This is a genomic window from Vibrio wakamikoensis, from assembly GCF_050337275.1.
GTDB lineage: Bacteria > Pseudomonadota > Gammaproteobacteria > Enterobacterales > Vibrionaceae > Vibrio > Vibrio chaetopteri.
Genome location: NZ_JAKJST010000013.1, coordinates 17,636 through 42,127 on the forward strand (window position 1 = coordinate 17,636; position 24,492 = coordinate 42,127).

Consider the following 24,492-nt stretch of genomic DNA (forward strand, 5'->3'; position numbering starts at 1 on the left):
TTAATAATTCTTAGTTGTTTGCAGAGAGTTACTATTCTCTAAGTTAGTATTCTCTAAGTTAATAATCTCTAATTAGCGCAAACGCTTGATTCAGTTTTTTTGCGTCTTTCTTGCCCGGTGCTGACTCAACTCCTGAGTTTAAGTCTAGTCCGATGCAGCCAAGTGTACTGGCTTGCTTAACATTGTCTGGAGATAGACCGCCGGCCAACATCACATCGTTGGTATCGTTCAACAGTTGCCAGTCAAAGCGTTGACCCGTACCGCCTGATTGCTCGCCGACTTTGGCGTCTAACAGGTGGCGGTCTACTTTCATGGCCGTTAAATCAGGGATGGCATCGGTCACGCCGTGTGCTTTCCAGATTTTTACGTCATCGCTTAGAAGAGGGGTTAACGTATCCACATAAGCTTGGTCTTCGTCACCGTGAAGTTGAACCGCTGATAGTTTTAGTTGGTTAGCCGTGTTGGCAACAAACTCGACATTGTGGTTTTGGAAGACGCCGACAAACTCAAGAGGCGCACCACTCATTACCATGCGAGCTGACTCAACATCAACGTAACGAGGGGATTTTTCAACAAAGATCAGGCCGCCTTTTACCGCACCAGCTTGATAAGCTTTTGCAGCATCATCGGCATGAGTGAGACCACATACTTTGTTTTCACCTAACAGCACTTTACGTACTGCAAGTTCAAGGTTGTCTTCAGCCATTAGCGAGCTACCAATGAGGAAGCCATTCGCATAGTGGCAAAGGTCACGAACCTGTTGGTGGTTGTAGATACCAGACTCCGAAATGATGATGGTGCCTTCCGGCAGTTTCGGTGCCAATTCTTTGGTGCGATCTAGGTTAACCGAAAGGTCACGAAGGTTGCGGTTGTTGATACCTACTACCTTTGCACCAAGCGCAATTGCGCGCTCTAGCTCTTCTTCGTTGCTCACTTCGGTCAAAATGCCTAGTTCAAGAGACTCCGCGATTTCTGCTAGCTCACGGTATTCGTCATCATTCAGCACTGACAGCATGAGCAAGATAGCATCTGCGTTGTAATGACGAGCTAAATACACTTGATAGGTATCTATCATGAAATCTTTACACAGTACTGGCTGCTTAACTTGGCGGCGTACCTGTGGAAGGAAGTCGAAGTTGCCTTGGAAGTACTTTTCATCAGTCAGTACAGAAATTGCACTAGCGTGGTTGTTGTAGACCGAGGCGATGTAGTCGAGGTCAAAGTCATCACGGATCAAACCTTTCGATGGAGACGCCTTTTTGCACTCTAAAATAAACGCCGTTTTGCCTGTCGACAGCGCGCCATAGAAGCTGCGGTCTGATGGAACAAGATCCGCTTTAAAGCTCTCTAGTGGCTGAGTTTGCTTACGCTTCTCAACCCAAATCTTCTTATCATCGACGATTTTTGCTAATACTGTTTCCATTATCTTTTCCTGTTGATTCGCCGAGTTACTTGCCGTGTGCCGCAAGCTTTTGAACCAGCTCGTAAGCTTTACCTGAGTTCATTGCATCAATGGCTTGCGCTGCATTGGCTTTGAGGTCTTCATGACCAAATAGTTTCATTAGAAGCGCGACGTTTACCGCAACAGCGCCTAACTGCGCGTCCGTTCCTTTACCCGTTAGCATATTAGTGATGATGGCGCGGTTTTCTTCTGGCTCACCACCTTTGATAGTTTCGAGTGGGTAAGACTCTAAACCGAAATCTGCAGGCGTTAGCGTGTATTCGGTGATCTTGCCATCTTGAATCTCTGCGACCAGAGTTTCACCGTGAATAGCGACTTCATCTAAGCCACTGCCGTGAACAACGGCTGCACGCTTCATACCCATTTGTAACATGGTTTCCGCAATAGGACGAACCAGTTTTGCATCATATACGCCCATCAGTTCTATGTTAGGGCGCGCTGGGTTAATGAGCGGACCAAGGATGTTGAAGATGGTTCGAGTTTTCATGGTTTGGCGTACTGGCATCGCATGGCGAACGCCGCCGTGATACTGAGGTGCAAACAGGAAAGCGACACCAATTTCATCGACTGCGCTGCGAGTGTCTTCAGCAGACATCGCCAGATCGATACCAAATGAATCAAGAAGATCCGAAGAGCCAGATTTGCTTGATACGCCACGGTTACCGTGTTTTGCGACTTTAAGACCGCACGCCGCTGCCACAAATGCCGCTGTGGTTGAGATGTTGATGGTGTTGGCACCGTCGCCACCTGTGCCCACGATATCAGCAAAGTCATAATCAGGACGAGGGAATGGGTTCGCATTGGCAAGCAGTGCTTTGGCTGCACCTGCGATCTCGTCCGGCGTTTCGCCTTTGATTTTGAGTGCTGTTAGAGCTGCTGACATCAGGATTGGGTCTAGCTCACCTTGGATAATAGTGTCAAACAACGACTGGCTCTCTTCTTGAGTTAGATCCAGTTGGTCGTAAAGTTTGTTGATGATATTTTCCATAATTACGATTCCTTAGTTGTTTGAGTTCTTAAGCAGATTTTGTTTCGACAGACTGTTCAGTCGCCCATGCGATGGCATTGCTAAGCAGTGTCGCGCCATATGTTGTCATAATTGATTCTGGGTGAAACTGAAAGCCACAGATACGATCTTGTTCATTCGCCACTGACATTACTAGACCATCAACCTGTGCAGTTACTTCCAATGAGTCAGGCACTTTCGTTGCCACTAGTGAGTGATAACGCGCAATGGCTAGCGGTGAAGGTAAACCTTGGTAGATAGTGTGATTGTCATGCGCCATCATCGACACTTTGCCGTGAATAATTTCGCCCGCGCCAGCAACGACACCGCCATAGGCTTCAACGATCGCTTGATGACCAAGACAAATACCGATCATTGGTACTTTGCCACGCAATGTTTTAATCAGCTCTGGCATACAGCCCGCGTCGGAAGGTGCACCAGGACCAGGAGAGAGCACGACGACAGGGTTCTTTAGATCTAATACCGCTTTGGCAATTTTATCCGCGGAGATGTGGTTACGATAAATTTTTACGCTGTGGCCTAGGCTTCGGAATTGATCCACCAGGTTGTAGGTAAACGAGTCAAAGTTATCGACAAAAACAATATTAGCGAGTTCGTTGCTTACTGACTTTGGATTGTTAGACATCGTGATTACCCCTTGTGCGCCGTTTTGATTGCTGAAATGACGGCTTGCGCCTTACCACGAGTTTCATCCGCTTCAGATTGAGGGTCAGAGTCGAACACGACGCCAGCACCTGCTTGAACTTGAGCAATACCGTCTTCAACATACGCTGAGCGGATTACGATACAGGTATCTAAATCACCGGCGCCATTCATGTAACCAACTGCTCCGCCATAGCTGCCGCGAGTTTGACCTTCAAATTGACGAATCAACTGCATAGCACGAATCTTAGGTGCGCCAGTTAGCGTCCCCATGTTCATACACGCTTGGTAGCCGTGAAGCGCATCTAGGTCACCACGAAGCTGGCCGACTACACGAGATACTAAGTGCATCACGTGACTATAACGGTCGGTTTTCAAAAGATCTGCCACATGGCGAGAGCCAGGCTCAGCAATGCGAGCCACGTCATTACGTGCTAGGTCAACCAGCATCATGTGCTCCGCGTTTTCTTTCATGTCGCTACGCAGTTCAAGTTCGATGCGGCTATCGAGATCTTTGTTGATGCTGCCATCTGGATTTTTACCGCGACGGCGCGTACCGGCGATCGGGTAGATCTCAATTTGGTTAGAATCTTTTCCGTACTTCAGTGCACTTTCTGGAGACGCACCGAACAGAGTAAACAGCTCATCTTGCATGTAGAACATATAAGGGCTTGGATTGCTTTGCTTGAGTTCTTTGTATGCAGCAAGTGGAGAAGGGCACGGTAGGGTAAAGCGGCGAGAAGGGACCACTTGGAAAATATCGCCGCGAACCACGTATTCTTTAAGGTCGCGAACAATTTGGCAGAAGTCTTCGTCTGAAATACTCACGTCTTCTTCAATGCCAGCGACTTTGGTTGCCGCGGGTACCATCTTAAGGTTTTTGCATTGCTGGCTAATCTCTGTGATTCGACCGCGAATGCGCGTTAGTTCAGCATCATCGTGGTTAAACAGTGTTGTTTGTAAATCACAAGATTCTTTCTGATGGTCTACAATCAGCAGGCTTTCAGCGACATAGAATACAAAGTCTGGGCATTGATTCGCTTTGTCAGCATCACCAAGTGGCTCAAAGTTTGCCACGATGTCATAGGCAAACAGACCGCCCATGAAAATCGCGTTTTTATCAAGACCCGTTAGGTCAAAGCTGTGCTGAACCAGACGCAGCGCATCAAACGATGACGCCTCACGAAGGCGAGAGTCTTCATCAAGTGTGTCGTCTGGCATTTCGAACTGAACGATAAGTTCGCTATCGGTCACTGTGCGTTCGATATCGTCAGTAAGGTTTTGGGCGATAACGCGCAGCAGGTTCACACCGTTATTGGTTAGTGCTTCGTAGCGTACTTTGTGTCCTTCACAGACAATACGAACCGCCGAGTCAACGATGAGGAGGCTCTGTAAGTCTTGTTTTGAGTCAATTTCAGCAGACTCAAGTAGCAGACTATCGGTTTTGTTTTTACACAAGGTGTGAAACAGTCTGGTTGGGTCTTGTGCGTACGGCACTTGGAGAGAAAGTACTTCCAATCGACCCTGTTTATTGATGCTAATGGCTTTATTCACAAAAGCTCCTTTTAATCTTGAATCTGCTGTTGCAACAATCTTGGTACACCGAGTTATAGTCGCACAATTAAAACGTTTGCCCAACGTTCAATGTTCCCAAATTGTTGCTAAAATAATCGTTTAAATTGAATTCTTTGTCAGATGAATCGAAAAACAAAAAAGCCCACTCAGTTGAGTGGGCTTTAATCAAGTTTAGGTTTGATTATGCACGCAAAAAAGCCCACTCGGATTGTGTCCAAGTGCGCCACCAACCTACTAGAGCGTTAACCCTACGGTTTAAAGGTTTTTTGAATGGTTGAATATCGAGTAACATACGTGCCTAATCTCAAAATCTGTATCTGCGTACTAGTTAACTAGTTCGCGCTGTAAAAGTCAACCGAAAATGTGAAAAAATGAAGATAGATTTACACAGTCACACTACCGCCTCTGATGGCCGATTATCGGTTGCTGATCTTTTGGAAAGAGCCATAAGCTTTGACGTGAAAGTATTGGCGATTACCGACCACGATACCTTAGATGCATTGCCTGTTGCTCATCAGTTAATTGAAGAGCAATCTTTGCCAATTGAGTTGGTGAACGGTATCGAGATTTCGACGGTTTGGCAGAATAAAGATATTCATATTGTCGGGCTTGGCGTAGGCATTGACTCCCCAGAGTTAAATACGTTGATTCGAGCTCAGCAAGCAAGAAGAGTAGAACGCTCGGAGCTCATCGCTCATCGATTAGAAAAAGCGACTCGCGAAGGTTTGCTTGAGGAAGTAAAAGCGATCGCGGGTGATGCGCCGAGAACACGCGCTCATTTCGCCAAATGGCTGGTAGACAATGGCTACGCCAAAAACATGCAGCAAGTGTTCAAGAAGTTCATGACTCGTAATAACACCGGCTACGTGCCGCCAAACTGGTGCACGATGTCCGAAGCGGTGGACGCGATTCATCAAGCGGGTGGGGTAGCCGTGCTGGCACATCCTGGTCGTTACCAGCTAACGGCTAAATGGCTGAAGCGTCTACTGACGGCATTTGTTGAAGCGAATGGTGATGCAATGGAAGTCGCTCAGCCACAACAAAGTCAACAAGAAAGGCGCAACCTCGCGGATTATGCGATACAATACAATCTATTAGCTTCACAAGGGTCAGATTTCCACTATCCTTCTCCTTGGATGGAGTTAGGTAGAAACCTATGGCTACCTTCGGGGGCTGAGCCTGTATGGGATCGCCTACCATTAAAAACAGCAACTTCGCTGACGACCACTACAATTGAGAGTGGTACTGAAGATGGTGAAAAAGAATAACGAAGCCGACAGTTTTAGACCTTGAACCACGTTGACCTTGAACCATGTTGACCTTGAAACAAGTCGACCTTGAAATAAGCATCTTCACCGCACTTTCTTTTGATTATATATTGTATTAAAGCGACAGCTCTTGAAGTCGAACGACAGGGAAGGTCGTGCCGAGAGCGTCCTTAAGTTTGAAGGAATAACAATGAGCCAATTTTTTTATGTACACCCAGACAACCCGCAGGCACGCTTGATCACTCAAGCGGTAGCTATTATTCGTAGCGGCGGTGTCATTATTTATCCCACCGATTCTGGTTATGCACTGGGGTGTCAGCTAGAAAATAAACAAGCGCTGGAGCGCATTTGCCAGATCCGTCGTCTTGATGACAAACACAACTTCACCTTGTTGTGCCGTGATTTGTCTGAGCTATCACTTTATGCACGTGTAGATAATACTGCATTCCGCTTGCTAAAGAACAATACGCCTGGACCTTACACTTTTATCTTCAAAGGCACTAAAGAAGTCCCTCGCCGTTTGATGAATCCAAAGCGTAAAACTATCGGTATTCGTGTTCCAAACAACCAAATTGCCCTAGATTTACTTGAAGCGTTGGGTGAGCCGTTGATGTCAACGTCTCTGATTTTGCCAGGTAACGAAGTAACAGAATCGGATCCGGAAGATATTCGCGACAAGCTAGAGCATGCGGTCGATTGTATCTTGAATGGTGGTTATTTGGGTGAGCAGCCAACGACTGTGATTGACTTTAGTGATGACGAAGCCAAAGTTCTGCGTATTGGTGCGGGTGACCCTGAACCGTTCGAGTAGAGTTTTGAATGTTTTCTTACTAAATTTATGAAGAAACTTGGTGCGTGAACCAGGTTTCTTTGCGATAATACGCGACCGCGATTTTAGGTCGCATTATCTGGTTTCGACGTCTGTGAAGACGACATTATAGGTAGGTAAATGAGCGAAAAATTACAAAAAGTGCTTGCTCGCGCAGGCCACGGTTCTCGTCGTGAACTTGAAACCCTGATTAAGACAGGGCGCGTGAGTGTGAATGGTCAGGTAGCAAGACTGGGCGAACGTCTGGAAGACGAAAATGCGGTCATCCGTATCGATGGTCATACTGTTTCTGCCAAAGCACAAGAAGAAGTGGTTTGTCGAGTTCTGGCCTATTACAAGCCAGAAGGTGAGCTATGTACACGTCACGACCCTGAAGGTCGTCGTACTGTATTCGATCGTTTGCCGAAAATCCGCGGTTCCCGCTGGATTTCTGTCGGCCGTCTTGATGCTAACACATCAGGTCTGCTTCTGTTCACGACGGATGGTGAGCTAGCTAACCGCCTAATGCACCCAAGCCGCCAAGTTGAGCGTGAATACCTAGTTCGCGTTTTCGGTGACGTGGACGAGAAAAAAGTTCGCAACGTGGTAAACGGTGTCGAGCTTGAAGACGGAATGGCACGTTTCGAAGACGTGGTGTACGCAGGTGGTGAAGGTATGAACCACACCTTCTACGTTGTTATCAACGAGGGCCGTAACCGCGAAGTTCGTCGTCTTTGGGAATCTCAAGAGACCACAGTAAGCCGCCTGAAACGTGTTCGCTATGGTGACATCTACCTAGACAAGAAACTGCCTCGTGGCGGTTGGATGGAGCTAACTCTTAAAGAAGTAAACTACCTACGTGAACTAGTAGAACTTCGTCCAGAGAAAGAGACCATGCTCGATCAGCAAGGTCAAAATACTTCTCGTCAACGTGAGCGTTCTCGCAGCCAGAAAATCCGTCGTGCAGTACGTCGCCACGAAGAGCGTGCAAATGCACCAAAAGGTCGTAGCAACCAACAGCGCCGCAACAAAAAGTCTTCTGGTGAGCAGGGCTCACGTAATAAGACGCGCCGTTAATCACGACATTTCTCGAATGCTAAAAAACCAGCGTAAGCTGGTTTTTTTATGTCTGGCGTTTAGTCCCTTTTTATCGCGAAGGGAAGTTAGCGGTGGTTTGGGCTTTTCATAAAGTGGCTCTCGACCATTCGCTGGGTGACGATGTGCTGAGGGTTGGTAATGACATCATTGGTGTTCCCATACTCTACAACATCACCTTCATGCATCACCATGACCTTGTCAGTGATGTGTTTCACGATGCCTAGGTGCTGAGACACATAAACAAACGCGACTCCCATTTCTTCTTGAAGCTCGAGAAACAGGTTAATGATCTGTGAGCGCATCGCCATGTCCAAACCATTCAACGCTTCGTCTGCAACTATAATAGATGGCTGAAGGATCAATGCACGTGCTAGACAGACGCGCTGTTTTTGTCCGGTTGCCAGCATTTGCGGATAGAAATAGGCATGCTCCGGTAACAGCCCAACGCGAATGAGCGTGTCTTTCACACGTTGCATGCGCGCTTCTGGAGGCATGTTAGTGTTTCGTTTTAAGGGACCTTCGAGAATGCGACCGATTTGAATCCGCGGATTCAAAGACGTATTTGGGTCTTGGAAAATCATGCGAATCAGCTTGCAGCGCGTGGAGTAGTCTTTGTGCTCAAGTAGATCGCCATTGACTCGTATCTCACCTGAAGTCGGTTCGACCATGCCGGCGAGCATACGTGCCAGCGTTGATTTTCCGGAACCATTTTTGCCGATAAAACCAATAGTCTGGCCAGCCTCAAGGCTAAAGCTGACAGGTTTAACGGCATGCTGCACGTTTCTTTGGAACAGCTTTGAGCGAGTGACAAAGTCTTTTTTAAGGTCGGAGACTTCTAACAACGAACTCATGCTTTTTTCTCCGTGTTCAGCGGGAAGTGACAACTGAACTTATGGTTCTTAATTCGTTTAGCTTCAGGTATTTCTACGCACTGCCTTTGCGCATATGGGCAACGCGGACCCAATCGACAGCCAATAGGCAGGTGCTGAAGTGGGGGGATAGAGCCAGGAAGCGATTGAAGCTTCTCTTTATGCGGTATCCATTCTCCAAAATCAGGCATCGCTTTTAGAAGCGCAACGGTATATGGATGCTTTGGTTTTGCCAAAATTTTTGCGGTGTCAGCCGACTCTACCGACTGACCACAATACATCACCGTAATGCGCGTCGCCCATTGGGTGATGGTCGTTAAATCGTGGCCAATCAACACTATGGTAGTGTTGTTGAGCTGATTCATACGACTCAATAAACGTAAGATCTGCGACTGAGTAATGGGATCCAAGTCATTGGTTGGTTCATCGGCAAGCAGCAGTTTTGGCTTAGCTGCAATGGCCATCGCAATCATGATCTTTTGGCATTCACCATCGGTGAGCTCGTATGGGTAGCTGTGCATCACGCGGGTGTGCTCTTTAATACCCACTTTATGCAGTAGGGCAATAGCTTGCTTTTTACGCCACTTAAATCGCTCCCACCATTTGCCTTCAAATGAGCGAGCCGGAATAGACTCGATAAGCTGTTTCCCGACTTGCTCAGAAGGGTCGAGACAGGTCGTAGGCTCTTGGAAAATCATCGCAACGTCACGAGCAATCACTCGCCTCCGCTCTCGCGGTGTTAACTGAAGCAGGTCAATATTGCCAAGGCGCATGCGGTCGGCTGTGACCTTCCAGTTATCTTTGGTTACACCAACAATCGCTTTAGCTACCAAGCTCTTACCTGAACCCGATTCACCCACAAGACCGCGGATTTCACCTTCGTTAATGGTGAAGCTCATGCGATCGACGGCTTTCACTAACCCCTGCGGGGTTTCGATTTCGATAGTGAGATGTCGAATGTCTAATACTGGCATTATTCGATCCCCGCACTCAATGCACTTCGGATGCCTTCACCCACAATGTTCACCACAACAACCGTACACAGAATCGCAAGACCTGGCAGAATAACGGTCCATGGTGCAAGGTAAAGTAGCTCGGCTGCATCACCGAGTACAGCACCCCATTCACTGCTTGGCGCTTGGGCACCAAGGCCTAAAAAGCCTAAGGCAGTGATATCAAGAATAGCGATAGACAAAGCGAAAGTAACCTCAGCTGCAATCACAGTTAATAGGTTTGGAAGAATGGAGTTCCACAGTAGGTAAAACTCGTTAGCGCCATCAAGTCTAGCGGCCATAATGTAGTCTTTTTCTACTTCGGTATGGACAGCCATGTAAATGGAACGAATAAACCGTGGGATCAATGCGAGACAAATCGCCAGCATAATATTGAACTCACCAGGGCCTAAGAAGGCAACGAAGATGATTGCCAACAGCAGCGATGGGATGGACATGACAGTGTCAAGCAGGTGGTTGAGTGTGCTCGATAGTAGCCCGCGCGTCATACCAGCCAAGATACCAATTAAGCAACCGACCAACGTTGCGATCACTGTTATGATCACCGCTGCGCCAAATGACAAGCGAGAGCCGTCGATGATGCGAGACAAAATATCACGGCCTAAATCATCGGTGCCGAAGAAAAAATCTACCGTGCCTTTTGGATCCCATGATGGTGGCACTAGTAGGTTCGAGCTCTGTGCCATTGGATCATAAGGAGTAATGAATGGCGATAGTAGGGTGATAAGGATGATAAAAACCAAACACCACAGACCAAACATCGATAAGCTGTTTGAGCGGTAGCTGCGCCAAAAGCGCTCAAGCTGAGTAGGAATACGCTCTTCCTGATAAACGTTATCTGACAGCATACCATTCCTTCCTTACTAACGGGTTGATCATCGCGCCGATAAGATCAGAGACGATACTTGCCGCCAATACAATCGTCGCCACCACTAGAACGCCAGCTTGAATTGACGCGTAGTCTTGGTTTGATAGTGCATCTAACAGCCAACGACCAACGCCCGGCCAGTTAAAGATAGACTCGGTCATGATAGCCAAGGTGATCATACTTGAAAGCTGCACGCCCAGTTTAGGGATAATTGGCGGAATCGCATTGCGCAGCACGTGTTCAATGACGATTTCGTAGTTGGATAGACCACGAATACGCGCCGCACGAATGTAGTTTTGTGCCATAACTTCGGTTACGGAGGTTCTCATCATACGAATAACCTGCATCGTTGGTGACAATGCCAAGACCAAACAAGGTAGGATCATATGTTCTATAACGCTTTGAAGTGCTTCTTTGCGGTACGGGCCATCCGATAGGATCGCGTCAATAAGTGCAAAACCAGTCACATGATCAATTTCATAAAGTAGGTCATAGCGCCCGGCCACTGGGAACCATTGATAATTGAGCGAGAAATACATGATCATCAATAGCGCGATCCAAAATAGTGGTGCGGCATAGCCGACCATAGAGGAAAATGAGATCACGTTATCCAGCCACTTGCCTTTGCGCATTCCGGCGATGGTACCCGCAGGAATGCCAATAAATACCGAAATAGTAAACGCCGCAAAACATAGCTCTAATGTTGCAGGTAGCACGGAGGCGAGTTCTTGGGTGATTGGCACACCGGCTTTCGTCAGACCAAAATCGAGTTGAAGCAATCTGCTAAGGTATTCGAACCAACCCTCAAGCATAGGTGCAGATGCCCATTGCGAAGTCGGTTCAAGTCTCACCAAACTGTATCCCACAAAGGTGAGAATCAACAGCGTGATGACAAATAGGTTAAGGCGACGTATTGAGTACCAGAACATTTATTTCAACCTCATCACTTGATCAAAAGGTTGAGCATTGAACGGACTGGTTCTAAAACCGGTCAAGTTGTCATTGTGCGCTTGGTATTTTTGTCCGTGAGCGATAGGCAGCACCGGCACTTCCTCATTTAGAATATTTTGTGCTTGGCGATATAGATTTAGACGATATCTTGGTTGGTTGACTTCAAGAGCTAAGTCCAAAATAAAGTCAAAGTCATCGTTACACCACATAGAAAGGTTTAGGCCTTCACGCTTTGAGGTGCAAGAGAGCAGTGGTCTTAAGTAATTATCCGGATCGCCCGTATTGCCTACCCAGCCGGTTAGAAGCATATCGACAGATTCGATGTTGGACAATTCTAGGCGATCAACGCGATCATCGGTTAGCAAATTAAGTGTGACGCCAATGTTGGCAAAGTTTGCCTGAATAAGCTCTGCGGTTTTGCGCGGGCTTGGGTTGTACACACGTGGCTCAAGAGGTACTGCCATAGTAAGCTCTAGCCCGTGTCCGTACCCGGCCTCACGAAGCAGTGCCATCGCATAGTTACGGTCATAGCGAACTTGTACCGTGTCTTTTTGATGGGCCCAAGAGCTTGGTGGAAGCAAACTGTAGGCGGCTTCCCCGCTGCCGAAATAGACGGCCTCTAAAATAGTGTCGCGGTTAATGGCAAGGTTCAGTGCTTTACGAACGCGAGGGTCACTAAGTGCTCGGTGCTGAGTATTCATAGCAACAAACGCCACGTTCATGGCGGGTTTGGCTTGCAGTACGACCGAGTCTTCTTCAAGTATTACCGGAATTTGGCTTGAAATTGGTGAGTTTAGAACATCACATTCATTACGTAGCAGTTTGGCTAGAGCACCAGCACCCCGGTGTGAGATATCAAAAACCACTTGTGACATTTGAGCGGAACCACGCCAATAGTCTTCATGGCGTTTAAGACGAACCAAGTCCGCAACTTGATACTCATCCAAGTAGAATGGCCCCGTACCGACAGGGTGAGTATCGAGATTCAGTTTATTGTCGCCTGTAACCAGCTGGTCTGCATATTCGGCAGAGAAGATAGGCGCGTGTGCGGTAGAGATATTTGATAAGAATGAATTGTCTGGTCTTGATAGGGTAAATTTCACCGTCAGTCCGTCGATGGCTTCCACTTTTTCGACTAGGTTGGCGAAGTCGATACCGGCAAACCAAGGGTACACACTGCCACCCACATCATGGAATGGGTGGTTAGGGTCGATAATACGGCTAAAGCTGAACACCACATCATCCGCATTCAAAGCGCGAGACGGCGTAAACCAATCCGTGCTCTGAAATTGAACATTGTCTCGGAGTGTAAAGGTGTACTCAGTCCCCGCCTTGTTGACCTTCCAGGCTTTCGCTAGGTTAGGCACAGGCTGATGCGTTCCTGAGTTTAGCGTGAGCAAGGTGTCGAATAATTGCGGTGCAATCGACTCGACAGTAATGCCACCGTCTACGAGTTGCGGGTTGAATGTACTCGGTCGGCCTTGGTCACAATAGACGAAACCGTCTTGTCGTATTTTGGAGTGGTCGACTTTGTCTTCACATCCAGCGAGCAAAATTAAGCCAAAGAGCCCGAGTGATAATTTGATTAATGCCTTCATAAACACGCTACATTCGTTGGCGAACGTATTATCTATATTGAGATCAGGGTAATTTACCACTAATTCGCTTGCTAAACCAATAACGACAAGCACTTATCGCTGAGTTTGTCGTATAGAAAGCCAAGTAACCCATCAACATCAAACCAGTTTATACTTTCGCACTAAGCCTCTTAGCTGGTCATAACTCAAGCTTAGCAGTTTGGCTGCACCACGTTGATTGTATTGAGCTTGTTTAAGCGCTTCATTTATCAGCTTAATATTCTGCTCATCTTGCCAAGACTTAAAGTCTAATGGAAAGTGGTAGTCCGGTGATGGTTCGGCTGCATCGGAATCCTCTGACGAGGCGCTATCACCGTTTGTATTGTTATCCGCCTGATCTCTTCTTGCTATAGGACTCGGTTGACTAAACTGATTTTCAAAAGGGTTGAATAACAGAGATTCAATAGGCGCTTCAGTGGTGCCTTGCTGATACACAGCACGCTCAACCACGTTTTTCAGCTCTCGCACGTTGCCAGGCCAATGATAGTCATAGATGCTTTGCCACGCTTGTTCGGTGAAGCCTACGAAAAAGGGTAACCCTAGCTCGCGGCACATTTTAATCGCGTAAAATTCGGCCAACAGGGGAATGTCTTCTTGTCTGTGCCTTAAAGGCGGAAGATGAATAACATCAAAGGCGAGACGATCGAGGAGATCGGCGCGAAACTTTCCTTTTTCGGCGAGTGCTGGCAAATCTTCATTAGTTGCGCAGACCAATCGAACGTTCGCCTCCAGTGCCTTGGCTCCGCCAACTCTTTCGTACTGACCATATTCAATTACGCGAAGCAGCTTTTCTTGAACAGAAAGCGGCGTAGTAGCGAGCTCATCTAAGAATAATGTGCCGTTTTCGGCGCGTTCGAAGCGGCCTTGGTGACGTCCTTTGGCGCCAGTAAAGGCACCGGATTCATGGCCAAACAGCTCTGAGTCAATGAGTCCTTCACTGAGAGTAGAGCAGTTCAATGAGACTAAAGGTTGATCCCAACGCCTCGACAGATAGTGAAGTCGCTGTGCGATCAGCTCTTTACCTGTACCACGCTCACCAATCACCAGTACGGGCCTGTCGATAGGAGCAAGCCTTGAGACCTTATCGAGCACCGCTAAAAACGCGGGGGATTCACCAATTAAGTTTTGCGCCATGATTTCCTCTCAATGTTGGTAAAAAATACCAATTGTTGGCTTATGCATCTTAGCACGGCATTGGATGAAAGCGAGTGACTAAAGTTAAGTTATTGATATGTAAGAAATGAAAATGTTGGCACGGTACTTGGATTACTGTTATCAACAACCAAAGAGTTCATTGGCGAACTCATCCAGATAGGAGATGTATTATGGGTATTTTTTCTCGTTTTGCCGATATCGTAAATTCAAATGTTAGTGCCTTGCTTGATAAAGCGGAAGATCCAGAAAAGATGATTCGTCTCATCATTCAGGAAATGGAAGATACGCTAGTGGAAGTACGTACTAACTCCGCAAAAGCGATTGCCGACAAAAAAGAGTTAGCGCGCAAGGTCACGGCCATTGAAGAACAAATTGCTGAATGGGCACAGAAAGCGACATTAGCACTCACAAAACAACGTGAAGACCTAGCAAGAGCAGCGCTCATTGAAAAGCAAAAGCTTGAAAACGTTGTGAAAGGCTTGCACGATGAGCAAACCTTGGTCGAAGAAACCATTGACAAACTGACGAACGAGATTGCTAAGCTAGAATCTAAAATCACAGAAACTCGTGCTAAGCAGCAAGCTCTCGTGATTCGCTCGGAAGCAGCCAGTAACCGTCGCGATGTGCAAAAACATCTACACACGAGCCGCACCCACGAAGCGATGGCTAAGTTTGAGCAGTACTCGCGTAAAATCGATGAACTTGAAGCGGAAGCTGATCTGTATTCGAAGACGGGGAACGCTAAGTCACTCGATCAAGAGTTCGCAGAGCTGCAGGCTCAAGATGAAATAGATCAAGAGCTCGCCAAACTTAAAGAGCAGATGAACAAAGACAAATAACAACGGAGTAGGAGAAAAACATGTCGACTTTTTTAATTGCGGGTCCATTAATTGTCTTTCTGATTTTTGTCGCACCGCTGTGGCTTTTTCTCCACTACCGCAGCAAACGCAAAGCCGATAATGGATTATCTGAGCAAGAGTTTCAGAAATTGCAGTCTTTGTCGCAGCGAGCTGAAAAGATGCAAGCTCGTGTTGACAACTTAGAACGAATTCTAGATGCAGAGGCACCAAACTGGAGGCAAACTTATGACTCATAGAGAGCTGTATAAAGATCCGGTTAACGGCAAGCTCACTGGTGTTTGTGCAGGACTTGCTAATTACTTTGGACTCGAGGTGTGGCTGGTCAGAATCTTGGTGATTTCAGCGGCACTCTTGGGTGGTAGTTTCCTTGTCCTACTCGCCTATGTGGCAATGAGTTTGATGCTGGAAAAGCAGCCAGACAATTTTGTTCAGGCGATGAAGTCCAAACAGGAACATTCGCTAAAGAGTAAACCTTGGCAGCAAGGACAGAATGCTAAGGATCTCATTAATACGTTGGAACGTGACTTTGACTCAATGGAGCATAAAGTGCGAGACATGGAAGCGTATGTCACATCCGAAGCGTTTAAGGTCAATCGCGAGTTCAGTAAGTTGTAATCAAACAGGCACAGCTTGTTTGGAATGGTAAAGGTGCTAAGGCGCCTTTTTTGTGTACTGTAATTTATAGCTAGTGCTTTGATGCTAATTTCAGATTGGCAGGGCTTTTTCACGTAACAGTGATGTGATCTTTCACCCAGCGCGAGAATGCAGTAAATTTCGCCCGATTTTCCATGCCTTTAGGACAAACTAAATCATAGCCTTTGCCCGATGCCAACTTGGCAAAAGGCGCAACCAAAGTGCCTTCTTCCACTTGATTCTGAGCGAACTCCAATCGCCCGAGCACCACGCCCATTGAGAGCACTGCCGCATCCATCGCAAGACGGTTGTCGCTGTAATAATCACAATGCTGCTGACAGTCCACCGATGCGCCCATGGCTTGCAGCCACCGATGCCAAGCACTGCTGTCGCCGCTATGAATAAAATTGGCCTTAGCGAGAGTCTCTAACCCATCATCCATATTGGTATCTAAGTCCAGATCCAAACCCAGACGCCTAGCATAATCAGGACTGCACAGCGGCGTTCTTACTCCCGCAAATAACCGCTCGCTGAATTGGTTAGGGTAGTGACCCTCACTGTAGAAAATAGCCGCATCGTAGGGTTCAAACTGAAAGTCGGATTGATTCTGTTTGGCTTGCAGTTTAATGGCAAGTTTCGGATAGCGAGCTTTAAAATCGGGTAATCTTGGCATTAACCAAGCGGAAGCGAAATAAGGTGAGGTTGCGATATACAGTTCACCGGTTTGAATATCAGAGATCTCGGAGAAAATGGTCTCAAACGATAGGTTGAGCATCATCAGTACGCGTTGCCCCTCGGGCGTCAGCTCAAGCTTTCGCGTTTTTCGCACGAACAAGCTGAACCCCAATAAATCTTCGAGCTTCTTGATTCGCTGACTGACACCGCCTTGGGTAACAAACAGTTCATCCGCCGCGAGAGTAAAACTGAGGTGGCGGGCTGCGACACTAAATGTGTGCAGCAATGACAATAACTGCTGACGATTGTGAATAGCCACTATGCATTACTCCAGCTAATTCATAAGAGGGTTTTATTGGTTTGTTTGATTCTAGTCTCACCTATAAATTAAATCACGTAATCTTTTGAAGAGGAATGATGATTATGACTGAGATGAAAAAACTGAAAGTGGTTGTGATTGGTGGTGGTTCTAGTTACACACCGGAATTGGTAGAGGGCTTGTTGGCAAGACATCACGAGCTGCCTGTTTCCCAACTTTGGCTGGTGGATATTGATGCGGGAATGGAAAAAGCCAAAGTGATTGCGGATCTCACTAAGCGTATGATCGCTAAAACAGGCTGTAACATAGAGGTCTTCCTTACTACTGATCGCAAACAAGCTTTGATGGACGCTGACTTTGTTTGCTCTCAGTTTCGAGCAGGGCGTATTGAAGCGCGGTTACGTGACGAAAGAATTGCACTTAAATATCGCGTAATTGGCCAAGAAACCAATGGCCTAGGTGGGTTCTCCAATGCGTGTCGTACCATCCCAATCGCATTAGAGATTGCCAAAGAAATGGAAGCGCTGTGTCCAAATGCATGGCTGCTCAATTTTACTAATCCATCGGGTATGGTAACGGAAGCGCTGACAAAATACTCCACCATCAAAACAGTGGGTCTATGTAACGTACCCGTCAACATGGAGCGAGGCGCAGCGGAAATGTTGGGTGTACCTCGCGATGAAATTACTATGCAAATTGCGGGTTTGAATCACTTGGTGTGGGCGAGAAAAGTGCTGCATAACGGGCAAGACCGCAGTCGTGAAGTGCTTGAGCAGTTGGTTGCCGGTAATGACCGTATGACACCTAAGAACATCCCACCATTTCGTTGGGACGAAGGATTACTGAAAAGCTTAGACATGGTGCCTTGCGCGTATCTTCGCTACTACTACCAATCAAGAGACTTTTTAGACAAAGAGTTTGCCGCATCGTCAAATAAGAGTAACCGTGCGGATTTGGTTGCAAAAGTAGAAGCCGAACTGCTTGAAATCTATAAAGACCCAACATTGGATACTAAGCCACAACTCCTTGAGGAGCGAGGTGGAGCTTATTACTCAGAAGCGGCTTGTGAGCTTATGAATAGTATCTACAACAACAAGCGCTCAATCATGCACGTTAACACTCGTAACAACGGAGCGATTCAAGGCCTTCCGGATGACTGCGCGGTAGAGGTGAGCTCGCTCATCACTAGCAGTGAAATTATTCCTCTCAATGTTGAGCCTTTTGAAACAGGCACGCTAAGACTCATCCAGTTGATGAAAGAGTTTGAGACTCTGACGGTTGAAGCGGCAATCAGCGGTGATATTAATCTCGCAAAACGAGCGCTAATGCTTAATCCAATAGTGGATAGTGGTGCGCATATTGATGAAGCTTTGCAAGAAACCATTCGTGAGAACCTAGACTTCATGCCAAAATTTGCTCACGCATTGAATCAATAAGGGGTCTTATTATGAAACTCATCCTCAATGCCGATGACTTTGGGCTCACTGAAAGCGTAAATTTGGCGATTGTTGATTGCATTAAAGCGGGTGTCGTGAAATCGACCACGGTGATGATGAATCAACCCGGCACGGCCCATGCCGCTGCGCTGAATGCGCAAGGGCTGATTCCTGATGTTGGATTGCATTTCACTCTAACAAGTGGCAAACCGATTGCAGAGCCGAGTCTAATACCAAGTTTAGTGGATGCGTCAGGCTGCTTTTATGACAGAGCAACTTTGTTCAATAAACCAGATATTTGTCCAAAGGAAGTGGTTATCGAGCTTAAAGCACAGTACCAAGCGGCATTGGATGCAGGTTTCGAGATTAACCATATTGATAGTCACCATTTTGCAGGCGCATTTCGTGCTTTAAAAATTGGCTTTACTGAGGGAATCAATGAGATAGGCCTTCCAGCAAGACGTATTGACAATGTGGTGCTCGGTCAAGAGATGCTACGAAGCGCAACTCCCGATGCGTTCGGTATGGGCTTTTATGCAGAAGGTGCAACCCTTGAACATCTAAAAGCCATGTTGACAGCTTATAAGCACAAAATGCCAACCGGAGTCGTAGAGTTGATGTGCCACCCGGCAACGGAAGTGACGGAAGAGCTTTGTGCGGTATCTGGTTATAGGCAGCAACGTGTTGATGAGTGGGAGATTCTAACCAGCAGAACACTAAAAGAGTGGCTCGAAACGAATCAAATACAATGCATTGGCTTTAACGATATTGCTTCTAACGACTGATAAAACACTAGCTCAAGCGACCATAGATCGCTTGAGCTACGCTATTTTGCCACAAATTCATTAATTATTAATAACTTGGTGGTAAGTGCTGACTCTCTAGACTATGTTTAAAAGTACAACTAAAACAAGGTAGTTAGAGAATGAATAGTAAGTTTACCTTGCTGGTGGTTATCACTGGCCTTCTCAGTGGGTGTGGTAAGGAGCCGCCTCCCGTTCCCGAGCCCGAATCTCGCCCCGCTAAGCTTTTCTCCGTTGCTGTCGGCAACAGCCAATTTGAACGTACTTTTCCTGCCACATCGGAAGCGGGAGATAAAGCAGTGCTAGCGTTTCGTGTTCCAGGACAACTTGAAGAAATTGCCGTTCGCTCAGGCCAGCGAGTCACCAAAGGGGATTTCTTAGCTGGACTCAATCCGGATGAATATCAGCAGCTTGAAAAACAAGCACAAGCTAACTTCCGTTTGGCGGATGTGCAATATCAACGAGCTTTGAAGCTTCGCAAAGAGCAAGTGGTGTCCGAACAGGACTTTGACCAAGCTAAGGCAAACATGAATTCTGCTCGTGCCAACTGGTCGCAAGCGAAAGCAAATCTAAGCTATACGCGATTGCTCGCGCCCTACGATGGCACTATCTCCATTATTCCCGCGGACAATTATGAATACATCCAGGCCAAAGAAGGCGTGATGAACATTCAGTCCAATCAGCTTCTCAAAGTGAACTTCCAACTGCCAGATACGCTCCTTAATCGCTTCCAAGGCGGTGCAGAGGTGGAAGCGACGATGACATTTGATGCTCACCCATCCAGTGGCTATGAGCTGACGTTCCAAGAAATTGATACAGAGGCGGATCCGAAAACTGGCTCGTATAAAGTCACCATGGTCATGGAGCGCCCAAGTGATGTGGGGATTCTGCCCGGTATGGCGGGTCAAGTTCTCGTTGTGGCAAAAAGTAGCGCCGCGACGGTGATACCAACATCAGCATTATTTATGGAAGGCGAAAAGCAGTGTGTATGGCGTGTGAATGAGCAAGGTATTGTTGAAAAAGTAGCGGTAGAGCTTAATGACAAGCGCCAAGTGATCAGTGGACTCAATAATGGCGACCAAATCGTTATTTCCGGGGTGCAAGGCATCGATGCTGGTATCAAGGTTCGCGAATGGATCAAAGAGAGAGGGCTCTAGTATGAAGTTACACACTCTTACAGCTCTTTTGATTGGAGCGACGCTTGTCGGTTGCAGTAAACCGGAAGTCGGTGAACGCAACGAGGCGCCAAAAGTTCGCGTGGCAGAAATCGGTCGTACTGAGCTGAAAAGTCGACTCTATTTCCCTGCGTTAGCGAGTGCGGCAGACCGTTCTCATTTGAGTTTTCGCGTAGCAGGCGAGATAAACTCAATCGATCTTAAAGAAGGAGACTTTGTTAATCGCGGTGATGTATTGGCGGCATTAGAGCCTACTGATTATCAGCTCGCGGTTGATAATGCTCAGGCACGTTATAGCGTCATCAATAGTCAATATCGCCGCTCTAGCCCGTTGGTAAAAAAAGGGCTGTTGGCACAGTCGCAATTTGATGAGATAGCGGCGCAGCGTGCCTATGCGCGGGCGGAGCTGGATCTTGCCAAACTTCGCTTATCGTTCACTGAACTAAAAGCTCCTGTGGATGGCATCATTTCACGTGTCTCTGCGGAGAAGTTTGAAAATGTTCAAATTGGGCAACAAGTGGTGAATATTCACAGTGTTGAAGAGGTGGAAGTGGTCGTGCAAATGCCAGACAGCTTCTCACTCAATCAGCCGAAGCATAAAGATATTTCCGATGTAGAAGCGCTGGTCAGAGTGCCTTCTGGCAATGAATACACCGCATCGCTGAAAGAATTTACCACAGAGCCAGATCCTGCACTTGGCACCTTCACCGCAACCTTGGTGTTACCGATGCCAGAGAATGAATTCATTCTTGATGGGATGGCAGTGGATGTAACATCGAAAGCGAAAGATGTAGGGATCAACTTTGGTGTTGGCGTGAGCGTACCTATCGAAGCGGTCTTCAATCAAGATGGTGACAGCTTAGCGGCGAATGAGAAATTTGTCTGGGTTGTGAATGGTGATAGTACGGTGACAAAACAAAAAGTGACCACAGGCAAAGTGTCTCAATCGACTATTCAGATCCTTAATGGGCTTGAGCAGTCGCAGCAGATTGTCATTGCAGGGATTGCGAGGCTTAGAGAAGGCATGAAGGTTGAAGTATTGCCGCAGGAGGCGAAGTAATGAGCCAAGAACAACAAAAATCATTACCGCAATCCGATGATGAAATCACGGGTGTAGCGGCGTATTTCATTCGCAACCGCGTGATCAGCTGGATGGTTTCGCTGATCTTTTTGATTGGTGGGGTATCTGCGTTCTTTGGATTGGGTCGACTCGAAGATCCGGCATTTACCATCAAAGATGCCATGGTAGTGACTTCCTACCCGGGTGCGACGCCTCAGCAAGTTGAAGAAGAGGTAACGTATCCTATCGAGAAAGCAATTCAGCAACTGACCTATGTCGACGAGATTAATTCTATCTCTAGTCGCGGGTTGTCGCAGATAACCGTCACCATGAAAAACAACTATGGGCCGGACGACCTACCGCAGATCTGGGATGAACTCCGCCGAAAAGTGAATGATGTGAAGGGCTCGTTACCCCCCGGGGTCAATGAACCTTCAGTGATTGATGACTTTGGTGATGTATATGGTGTCTTGTTTGCGTTAACGGGCGAAGGTTATAACTACAAAGAACTTCTCGACTATGTGGACTATCTACGCCGAGAGCTCGAGTTAGTGGATGGCGTAAGCAAAGTCTCGGTCACAGGCGATCAGCAAGAGCAGGTCTTTATCGAGATCTCCATTAAGCGCATTAGTGCCTTGGGTATCGCGCCGAGCACCATTTTCAATCTCCTACAAACTCAGAACATCGTCTCCAATGCCGGGGCTACACGGATTGGTGATAAATATATTCGTATCCAGCCAACGGGCGAGTTTACTGATGTCTCCGAGCTTGGCGATTTGATTTTGACGGAAGGGGGCGCGCAAGGTCTCATCTTCTTAAAAGACGTAGCGGAAATAAAACGCGGCTTTATAGAAGTACCCAGCAATATCATTACTTACAACGGTGACGTTGCGCTAAACGTCGGTATCTCTTTCGCGACCGGCGTTAACGTGGTGGAAGTGGGCGATCGCTTGTATCGCAGGCTTGCTGAGCTTAAGTTTCAGCAGCCTGTTGGTATTGAGATAAACGAAGTGTATAGCCAGCCCAAAGAGGTGGATAAATCGGTTCGTGGCTTTGTGGTGAGTCTGGGGCAGGCGGTTGCTATCGTAATCATTGTACTGCTGTTCTTTATGGGGCTGCGCTCTGGGTTGTTGATTGGTTTGATATTGCTGCTCACGGTATTTGGCACCTTTATTTTCATGCAGTACATGGCCATCGATTTGCAACGTATCTCACTTGGAGCGCTTGTTATTGCGTTAGGGATGCTGGTGGATAATGCCATTGTGGTGGTCGAAGGGATACTCATAGGGACGCAAAAAGGGCGAACGAGACTACAAGCGGCAACAGACATCGTCACTCAAACCAAGTGGCCGCTTCTTGGTGCAACCGTGATTGCGGTAACAGCCTTTGCGCCTATTGGTCTTTCCGAAGACTCAACTGGTGAGTACTGTGGCACCTTGTTCTCGGTGCTATTGATTTCTCTAATGCTCAGTTGGTTCACCGCGATTTCGCTTACGCCATTCTTTGCTGACATTTTCTTTAGAGGTCAAAAGGTGAAAGAGGGCGAAGAAGGGAAAGATCCTTATAACGGCTTTGTCTTCGTCATGTATCGTAAGTTCCTTGAATTTTGTATGCACAGAGCGTGGCTGACTGTTGTGGTATTGGTTGTGGCACTGGTGGCAGCGTTGTACGGCTTTACTCAGGTGAAACAATCCTTCTTCCCAGCCTCAACCACGCCGATGTTCCAAGTGGATGTATGGTTACCTGAAGGGACAGACATTCGTGCAACGAACACTAAGCTCAAAGCGATAGAGGCATGGATTGCTGACCAGCCAGAAACGGACCACATCACGACGACTGCGGGCAAAGGCTTGCAACGTTTCATGCTGACTTATGCGCCTGAGAAAAGCTATGCCGCTTATGGGGAAATCACCACGCGTGTGCACAGCTATGAAGACTTGAATTCTTTAATGGAGCGATTCAGAGAGTATTTGGATGCGACATTCCCTGAAATCAACTACAAGCTTAAGCAAATTGAGCTTGGTCCTGGCGGTGGTGCGAAAATAGAGGCGCGCATTATCGGCTCTGATCCAACCGTGCTACGTGGCATTGCATCGCAAGTGATGGATATCATGTACGCCGATCCTGGCGCTTATAATATTCGACATGACTGGCGTGAACGAACTCAAGTGTTAGAGCCTATTTTCAATGAAAGCCAGGCGAGACGTTACGGCATCACAAAATCCGATATTGATGATGTGTTGATGATGTCGTTCTCAGGTAAAAACGTTGGTTTGTATCGCGATGGCACAACCTTGATGCCGATTGTGGCACGTTTGCCAGATGAAGAGCGTGTGGATATCCGCAACATTGAAGGCATGATGATCTGGAGTCCAGCACTTAGCGAGTTTATACCGTTCCAGCAAGTGACTCAGGGTTACGATACTCGATGGGAAGATCCAATCATCGTGCGTAAAAACCGTAAGCGTATGCTGACCATTATGGCGGATCCTGACCTGCTTGGAGAAGAGACGGCAGCAACGTTACAAAAACGTCTGCAACCTCAGATTGAAGCGATAGAATTACCGCCAGGTTACTCGTTAGAGTGGGGTGGTGAGTATGAGTCTTCAGGTGATGCGCAGGAGTCGTTATTCCAGACCATGCCGCTTGGCTACCTATTCATGTTCTTAATCACCATTTTCTTGTTCAACGCCGTGAAAGAGGCATTGATTGTCTGGTTTACTGTGCCACTCGCAGTAATTGGGGTCACGACTGGGTTGTTGGCACTCAATACGCCGTTTGGCTTTATGGCATTGCTTGGATTTTTGAGCTTGTCAGGGATGCTATTGAAAAATGGTATCGTACTGCTGGATCAAATTGAGATTGAGATGAAGTCGGGCAAAGAGCCGTATTTGGCTGTGGTCGATGCTGCATTAAGTCGTGTGCGTCCGGTTTGTATGGCGGCGATCACAACCATACTGGGTATGATTCCTCTGCTACCGGATATTTTCTTTAAACCAATGGCGGTAACGATCATGTTTGGGTTGGGTTTTGCGACGGTACTTACTCTGATTGTGGTTCCGGTGTTGTATCGGATATTCCATAGGGTCAAACCGATCTAACTTGAGCTGTTGTCTTATTATGACTTGGTACTATTTGAGTAGTACCAAGTCTTTTTT

At 47.2% G+C, this 24,492-nt stretch carries 23 protein-coding genes and 1 other annotated feature; of the genes, 11 read left to right on the forward strand and 12 right to left on the reverse strand.

Going from position 1 to position 24,492, the window contains the following annotated elements:
• Positions 1-58 precede the first annotated feature (58 nt).
• The 5 genes from trpCF to trpL2 all read right to left on the reverse strand — a co-directional run bounded on the left by trpCF (position 59) and on the right by trpL2 (position 4,998).
• On the reverse strand, positions 59-1,423 hold the full coding sequence (gene trpCF, locus L4C42_RS03185; protein WP_418642127.1) for a bifunctional indole-3-glycerol-phosphate synthase TrpC/phosphoribosylanthranilate isomerase TrpF: 1,365 nt from the start codon (positions 1,421-1,423) through the stop codon (positions 59-61).
• 25 nt (positions 1,424-1,448) lie between these two features.
• Positions 1,449-2,450, reverse strand: a complete 1,002-nt coding sequence (trpD, locus tag L4C42_RS03190) for an anthranilate phosphoribosyltransferase (protein WP_418642128.1) — start codon at positions 2,448-2,450, stop codon at positions 1,449-1,451.
• Positions 2,451-2,478: 28 nt separating this feature from the next.
• The gene (locus L4C42_RS03195) at positions 2,479-3,114 is read right to left on the reverse strand and encodes an aminodeoxychorismate/anthranilate synthase component II (protein WP_353496492.1); all 636 of its coding nucleotides are present in this window, start codon (positions 3,112-3,114) and stop codon (positions 2,479-2,481) included.
• Positions 3,115-3,119: 5 nt separating this feature from the next.
• Entirely contained in the window at positions 3,120-4,685 is a 1,566-nt protein-coding gene (locus tag L4C42_RS03200; protein WP_353496491.1) for an anthranilate synthase component 1, read from the reverse strand.
• Between the two features lie 153 nt (positions 4,686-4,838).
• Positions 4,839-4,941 (reverse strand) — a sequence feature (Trp leader region).
• Positions 4,888-4,998 (reverse strand): tryptophan operon leader peptide, encoded by a 111-nt coding sequence (gene trpL2, locus L4C42_RS23495; RefSeq protein ID WP_478207876.1) that lies wholly within the window; start codon positions 4,996-4,998, stop codon positions 4,888-4,890. It overlaps the preceding feature by 54 nt.
• A gap of 79 nt (positions 4,999-5,077) precedes the next feature.
• Here trpL2 and rnm point away from each other — a divergent pair, with 79 nt between their 5' ends.
• From rnm to rluB, 3 genes are all read left to right on the forward strand, one after another.
• The gene (rnm, locus tag L4C42_RS03205; protein ID WP_429759315.1) at positions 5,078-5,974 is read left to right on the forward strand and encodes an RNase RNM; all 897 of its coding nucleotides are present in this window, start codon (positions 5,078-5,080) and stop codon (positions 5,972-5,974) included.
• 190 nt (positions 5,975-6,164) lie between these two features.
• Positions 6,165-6,785, forward strand: a complete 621-nt coding sequence (locus tag L4C42_RS03210) for an L-threonylcarbamoyladenylate synthase (RefSeq protein ID WP_353496489.1) — start codon at positions 6,165-6,167, stop codon at positions 6,783-6,785.
• A 138-nt stretch (positions 6,786-6,923) separates the two neighbouring features.
• Positions 6,924-7,859 (forward strand): 23S rRNA pseudouridine(2605) synthase RluB, encoded by a 936-nt coding sequence (gene rluB, locus L4C42_RS03215; RefSeq protein ID WP_353496488.1) that lies wholly within the window; start codon positions 6,924-6,926, stop codon positions 7,857-7,859.
• Positions 7,860-7,945: 86 nt separating this feature from the next.
• On the opposite strand, the gene L4C42_RS03220 is transcribed toward rluB, so the two are convergent.
• The 6 genes from L4C42_RS03220 to pspF all read right to left on the reverse strand — a co-directional run bounded on the left by L4C42_RS03220 (position 7,946) and on the right by pspF (position 14,352).
• Positions 7,946-8,731, reverse strand: a complete 786-nt coding sequence (locus L4C42_RS03220) for a peptide ABC transporter ATP-binding protein (RefSeq protein WP_353496487.1) — start codon at positions 8,729-8,731, stop codon at positions 7,946-7,948.
• Positions 8,728-9,723 carry a peptide ABC transporter ATP-binding protein gene (locus L4C42_RS03225; protein ID WP_353496486.1) on the reverse strand — a complete coding sequence of 332 codons (996 nt, stop codon included), beginning with the start codon at positions 9,721-9,723 and terminating at the stop codon, positions 8,728-8,730. Before L4C42_RS03225 ends, L4C42_RS03220 begins: the two co-directional genes overlap by 4 nt.
• The gene (sapC, locus tag L4C42_RS03230) at positions 9,723-10,610 is read right to left on the reverse strand and encodes a putrescine export ABC transporter permease SapC (RefSeq protein WP_353496485.1); all 888 of its coding nucleotides are present in this window, start codon (positions 10,608-10,610) and stop codon (positions 9,723-9,725) included. The genes L4C42_RS03225 and sapC overlap by 1 nt, the downstream gene beginning before the upstream one ends.
• Positions 10,597-11,559 (reverse strand): ABC transporter permease, encoded by a 963-nt coding sequence (locus L4C42_RS03235; protein WP_353496484.1) that lies wholly within the window; start codon positions 11,557-11,559, stop codon positions 10,597-10,599. Before L4C42_RS03235 ends, sapC begins: the two co-directional genes overlap by 14 nt.
• Positions 11,560-13,179 carry an ABC transporter substrate-binding protein gene (locus L4C42_RS03240; RefSeq protein ID WP_418642130.1) on the reverse strand — a complete coding sequence of 540 codons (1,620 nt, stop codon included), beginning with the start codon at positions 13,177-13,179 and terminating at the stop codon, positions 11,560-11,562.
• Between the two features lie 138 nt (positions 13,180-13,317).
• Entirely contained in the window at positions 13,318-14,352 is a 1,035-nt protein-coding gene (gene pspF, locus L4C42_RS03245) for a phage shock protein operon transcriptional activator (protein WP_418642131.1), read from the reverse strand.
• Positions 14,353-14,543: 191 nt separating this feature from the next.
• On the opposite strand from pspF, the gene pspA reads away from it, so the two are divergent.
• From pspA to pspC, 3 genes are read left to right on the forward strand one after another with little or no spacing between them, the layout of a single operon-like run.
• On the forward strand, positions 14,544-15,212 hold the full coding sequence (gene pspA / locus L4C42_RS03250) for a phage shock protein PspA (protein WP_353496482.1): 669 nt from the start codon (positions 14,544-14,546) through the stop codon (positions 15,210-15,212).
• Positions 15,213-15,232: 20 nt separating this feature from the next.
• Positions 15,233-15,469, forward strand: a complete 237-nt coding sequence (pspB, locus tag L4C42_RS03255; protein ID WP_042499466.1) for an envelope stress response membrane protein PspB — start codon at positions 15,233-15,235, stop codon at positions 15,467-15,469.
• On the forward strand, positions 15,429-15,848 hold the full coding sequence (gene pspC, locus L4C42_RS03260) for an envelope stress response membrane protein PspC (RefSeq protein WP_353496481.1): 420 nt from the start codon (positions 15,429-15,431) through the stop codon (positions 15,846-15,848). The genes pspB and pspC overlap by 41 nt, the downstream gene beginning before the upstream one ends.
• A 109-nt stretch (positions 15,849-15,957) precedes the next feature.
• Here the strand turns inward: pspC and L4C42_RS03265 are convergent, their stop codons facing one another.
• Complete coding sequence (locus L4C42_RS03265) at positions 15,958-16,863, reverse strand: LysR substrate-binding domain-containing protein (protein WP_429759568.1); 906 nt, start codon at positions 16,861-16,863, stop codon at positions 15,958-15,960.
• A gap of 101 nt (positions 16,864-16,964) precedes the next feature.
• On the opposite strand from L4C42_RS03265, the gene L4C42_RS03270 reads away from it, so the two are divergent.
• From L4C42_RS03270 to L4C42_RS03290, 5 genes are all read left to right on the forward strand, one after another.
• Positions 16,965-18,296, forward strand: a complete 1,332-nt coding sequence (locus L4C42_RS03270; protein WP_429759320.1) for a 6-phospho-beta-glucosidase — start codon at positions 16,965-16,967, stop codon at positions 18,294-18,296.
• Positions 18,297-18,307: 11 nt separating this feature from the next.
• The gene (locus L4C42_RS03275; RefSeq protein WP_353496479.1) at positions 18,308-19,081 is read left to right on the forward strand and encodes a carbohydrate deacetylase; all 774 of its coding nucleotides are present in this window, start codon (positions 18,308-18,310) and stop codon (positions 19,079-19,081) included.
• A gap of 140 nt (positions 19,082-19,221) precedes the next feature.
• A complete protein-coding gene (locus tag L4C42_RS03280) occupies positions 19,222-20,256 on the forward strand; it encodes an efflux RND transporter periplasmic adaptor subunit (RefSeq protein ID WP_353496478.1) in 1,035 nt (344 codons plus the stop codon).
• 1 nt (position 20,257) lies between these two features.
• Positions 20,258-21,334: an efflux RND transporter periplasmic adaptor subunit gene (locus L4C42_RS03285; protein WP_353496477.1), complete on the forward strand. Its 1,077-nt coding sequence runs from the start codon at positions 20,258-20,260 to the stop codon at positions 21,332-21,334.
• Entirely contained in the window at positions 21,334-24,435 is a 3,102-nt protein-coding gene (locus L4C42_RS03290) for an efflux RND transporter permease subunit (protein ID WP_353496476.1), read from the forward strand. Before L4C42_RS03285 ends, L4C42_RS03290 begins: the two co-directional genes overlap by 1 nt.
• The last annotated feature ends 57 nt before the right edge of the window (positions 24,436-24,492 follow it).